The 4,379-nt window shown below is 72.0% G+C and carries 4 protein-coding genes and 1 pseudogene; 3 read left to right on the forward strand and 2 right to left on the reverse strand.

The window, feature by feature from the left end; translation table 11 throughout:
• Nucleotides 1-97 precede the first annotated feature (97 nt).
• Nucleotides 98-268, forward strand: a pseudogene (locus MXD58_RS21065) (TrmH family RNA methyltransferase); the annotation flags it as partial.
• A gap of 62 nt (nucleotides 269-330) precedes the next feature.
• On the opposite strand, the gene MXD58_RS21070 reads toward MXD58_RS21065, so the two are convergent.
• Together MXD58_RS21070 and MXD58_RS21075 are read right to left on the reverse strand one after the other, a co-directional pair.
• Entirely contained in the window at nucleotides 331-798 is a 468-nt protein-coding gene (locus tag MXD58_RS21070) for a DUF2752 domain-containing protein (protein WP_248839111.1), read from the reverse strand.
• 86 nt (nucleotides 799-884) lie between these two features.
• Entirely contained in the window at nucleotides 885-1,301 is a 417-nt protein-coding gene (locus MXD58_RS21075; RefSeq protein ID WP_374616442.1) for a hypothetical protein, read from the reverse strand.
• Between the two features lie 381 nt (nucleotides 1,302-1,682).
• Between MXD58_RS21075 and MXD58_RS21080 the strand changes: the two genes are divergently transcribed.
• Nucleotides 1,683-3,017 (forward strand): hypothetical protein, encoded by a 1,335-nt coding sequence (locus MXD58_RS21080; RefSeq protein WP_250609783.1) that lies wholly within the window; start codon nucleotides 1,683-1,685, stop codon nucleotides 3,015-3,017.
• A 547-nt stretch (nucleotides 3,018-3,564) separates the two neighbouring features.
• On the forward strand, nucleotides 3,565-4,379 hold an 815-nt coding region (locus MXD58_RS21085), incomplete at its 3' end, for a polysaccharide deacetylase family protein (RefSeq protein WP_250609784.1).

The raw sequence follows: 4,379 nt of genomic DNA on the forward strand, positions 1-4,379 counted from the left end.
GGGAGGCCCCGGTAGGCGGTGATGTGGGCGATGAAGGTACAGAGCCACGTCATCAGCGCGAGCCCGGGTCCTCCCGGCGGCGGGAACTCCTCCACCGCCGCCGGACATCCGGGTTGCGCTGCTGCTCGGCTCCGAGGGCCCCGGGCTGTCCGCCGCGGCCCAGTCGGCGGCCGGCGCGCGGGTGCGCATCCCGATGGCGCATGGCGTGGACTCGCTGAACGTCGCCGCCACCGCCGCCATCGCCTGCTACCTGCTCGGCCGCCGCTGACCGCTGACTGCTGATGGGACGCCACCAGGCCGGGACGGTCGGGCTCCAGGCGGCCAGACTGGTCAGGACGCCAGCCACGTGCAGCCGGGCAGCGGCAGGTTGCGCAGCACCCAGAAGGCGATGACCAGCACCGGGATCGCCGGCAGCAGCCGTGGCGGGACGCGCGGCAGCCCCCGGCGCCAGCCGGCGGCCCGCGCGATCGCCACCACCCAGCCGACGGTCAGGATCGGCGCGACGACGACGAAAAACAGGTTGTAGTTGGCTGCTTCACCGACGTGCCCGTGCAGCACCTGGTGCAGCGCGCGCAGCGTGCCGCAGCCCGGACAGTCCAGCGACGTCGCCCAGCGGAACGGGCAGGTCGGGTAGTGCCCGGGCCGCGCCGGATCGACCAGGTACACCCGGACCGCCGCAGCCCCCGCGAGCGCGCCGACGGCGGCGAAACCGGCCAGCCGGGCCCGCGGTGACCAGACCCGCGGCGACCAGACCGAGGGCCGCGCGGGGGCGTGCGCCGATGGGCGCGTGACTGCCACCCAAGCAGCGTAGGTCACCCGCCGCGCCGGCTATCGAGGCCCGCGGTCGGCTCACCTCAGGCGCAGGGCTCACCTCAGGCGCAGGCTCACTCCAGGTGCAGGGCGCTGTGCTCGGCGGCCTCCGCCCAGTTGCCGGGGTTGGCATCGGGCTCGGATCGGGGGCGCTGGCCGTCGTCGTCCGCGGCGCTGGTCGTGCTTCCCTCCCCGTAGGCGTCCGCCTCGAGCACCTGGCCGGACTCCTCGCGTTCCGCCTCCAGGTAGGGGTCGGTGTCGGGCAGTTCCGCCGCGAGCAGCCGGTCGAAGGTCGCCCCGCGCCGTTCCTCCCGCGGGGTGTTGGGGTACTGCACGGACCTGCTGGGGCGGTCCGGCGCGTCCCAGCTGTCACCGAGCGGGTCACGGCCGGCGTCCGTCGAACCGAGCCCGTCGCCGTCAAGCATCTCGGCGGGTTCCAACGGCGAGTCGTCCTGGTCCCACGACCCGGAATCCGAGGCTGGCTGTGTCACGGCGGCCTCCCACATCGGTGCGTCCCGGGCCGTTCCCGGTACGCCTCGGTCCTGCACCTTCCCAGGCGCGGCCGGGCTAAGCGCCGCAGCGGCCGGCACAATCGGGAGAGCGGTTCCCCGCTGCCGTGCCGCCGGTGGCAGCCGGAAAATCGTGGAGAATCGCATTAGCCGTGTCATGATGCGGCGGTGTACCCACCTGAGAACAGGGTTCCGACGCGAACCGCGACCCTTTGGCTGACGTTGGCGGTAGTGGCTGTTTTTGGCCCCTACGTGGTGAGTGGAATCCGTACGGAGCAGGTTGTCGTCTACGGTGGAATGCTCCTTTCGTTGCCCTTCGGTAACCCCTTTCGCGGGATGGGCCCCAGGCACCTCATGTTCACCGTGACCTGGTCATTTTTCGCCGCCTACGTCATCATCGACGGGATCGGTGTCACGGTTATGGGTGATTTCGCACCCGGCTCCACGCTGGCCGGCATGGACAACTACCTCTATCCGGCAGCGGTGCTGTTCATGGTGGGCCGGTGGCTCGCCGGGGGATATACCCGCACCGCCGCTCTCGACCGGTTCTGCCGAATTTTCGTCGTGCTGATGGTGCTGAACGCCGGCGTCGCCGCGATGGGCCTGTTCACCGACATCTCCGGCATACTCGGGGCTTTCTGGGGCGGTGTCGCGCTGGACGGGCAGAGCGTGGCGGTGCTCGCGCTCAACAACGGACGGCTGTCCGGCATCTTCAACCAGCCGGTGGAGGCCGGCGTCGCCTACTCCCTGGCCCTGTTCGCCGCGGTGTACCTGTACGGCCGGTCCGGGCGCGGTGACCGGCCGGTACTGCTCGGCGGCATCGCCGCCGCCCTGCTGCTCGGCGGGGTGCTGAGCGTCTCCAAGGTCTTCCTGCTGTGCGGCGTCCCGATGGCGGCGTGGCAGGCGATCGGGCTCGGCCGACCCCTGCGGCGGCTGCTCGTCGTCGGCGGTGGTCTCGCGGCCGCGGCGGTCGTGGGCGGGCAGGCCGGCCTGACGAACTGGAACGGTTCCTGGATGCTGCGGATGCTCATTCCCGGCGCGGGGTCGAGCGGCCTGTTCGCCCAGTACACCGCCGACCGCTTCCACTCCGTCGGCGCCTCCGCGCGGGCCTGGGACTACGTGCTGGACACCCGTCCCTGGCTCGGTTACGGCGTCGGCGGGCTCGCCGTCCCCTACGACAGCGGCTGGGCGGAGGCCGTCGTCGTCGGCGGCCTGATCGGCGTCGGCCTGCTCGCCCTGATGCTCGTGCTCGTCGTGAGTTCGTGGTGGCGGGTCCGGCGGATCCGCTCGCCGGAGCAGCGGCGGTTCGCCACCTCGGTCACGGTGCTGTGTCTGTTCGGGACGATCGGCGTGCCGGTGTTCACGGCCAACCGGGTCGGCCTGTTCCTAGTCGTCCTGCTCACCCTGCTGTTGTTCGCCGACGACGACCCTGTGGTCCCGGGCGCCGCCGAGACGAGCGTGCGGGGACCGGGCGTGGCGTACGTTCCGCTGCAGGGGAATGGCCGGTGGGACGACACGCGGGTGGGCCGCCGCCCGCCGCCGGCCGGCCCGGTAGGCACGCGGCGAACCGGCCACCGCCAGCGCCCACCCGCGTCCGGTGGCCCGGTCACCGAACTGCCGACGATGGGGATGTCTTCCGCGCGACGCCAAGGCCGCGCCGCAGCCCGCCCAACGTATCGTTACCAGGCCGTATCGTGACGAGAGGAGTGCAGGTGGGCGCGCTCGCCGGGTGGTGGCATCGGTGCCGCTGCGGCCATGATCGCGCGGATCATCAGCACTACCGGTCGGGAACCAACTGCGGCCGCTGCGCCTGCGCCGCGTTCTCCCGTCTTCGCCGTCGCGGCCCCGGTCGGTCCGGCGCGACCGCCGGCGACCGCGACGACTGATCCCGGCCGCCAGCGGGCCAGTCAGGTTCCCACACCGGACCTCCACCCGACCGCAACGAGGTCACCACACCGCGACGCCCGCATCTCCATCATTCGCGGGGCGACACATCCTCGAAAAATATGACCTTCCAAATCCGCAAAAAGATTTTGAATCGGGACGGTCAGCCCGCGGTGCACTCGCGGCCTGCGGCTTCACTTGCTTTTGCAGCCGCTCGTGCTACATTCCTGCCGCATCAGGGATCCGCGCTCGGACGCACATCCGCGTAAATACCCGATGCCGCGGCCACACGCGGCGGTCGCAGGGAGGCCCGCTTGTCGCTCGCTCCGGACTCACCGCCCGGGCGGCGCGGGATCGGACCGTGGTGACGCTCGGCCCGCGCGCCGGCCGCCGGGAACCGACGACCCCGGTTCTGCGCTACCGCTCGTTCGACCCGCACACCACGCGTGGCGCGCGGCGCAGGCCCATGCCGTTGGCAATCTTCGCCCGGCACTGCCAGCTGATCGCCACCTCGGGCCGCCAGCCCCTGACCGTGTCCAGCTACGCCGCGTCTCTCGGAACGCCGTCCGCGCCGGCGAATCCGATCGTCATCACGATTGACGACGGCGGCGCGGAAACACTGATCGCCCTGCGCGAGCTGGCCGCCGCGGGCCTGACGGCAACGGTGTTCGTGACGAGTTCCCGGGTGGGCGATCAGGGCTATTTCCACCGTGCGGACCTTCATCGCGTCCTCGGCCTGGGAATCGAGATCGGCGGATCCGGGCACACCGGCCGGCCGCTCAACGAACTGGGCCGCGCCGACGTGATCGCGGAACTCACGCTTTCCCGTCGGCGCCTCGCCGTGGCGATCGGCGATGAGCCGCGCACGATCGCCTACCCCGGCGGCGGGTACGACCTCGCCGTCCGCCAGCTGGCGATCTCCGCCGGGTACAGCTCCGCCTGCGCTGTGCGGGAGGTGCTGTCCCACCCCGGCGACGACAGGTTCGCGCTGGCGCGCCTCACCGTCGACGCGACCACTCCCGACAGCCGGCTGGTGGCCTGGCTGGACGGCCACGGCCGATCCGAGCCGCATCCGGTGCTCCCCCGCGACCGCACCTTCCGCTTCCGGCGCGGCATGGGCTCGGCCGGCCCGTTCCGCCCCCGCCTGGGCCGCGTGCACGACGAGCCGGCCACCGC

Origin of the sequence: Frankia sp. AgKG'84/4 (assembly GCF_023242965.2) — a bacterium.
GTDB lineage: Bacteria > Actinomycetota > Actinomycetes > Frankiales > Frankiaceae > Frankia.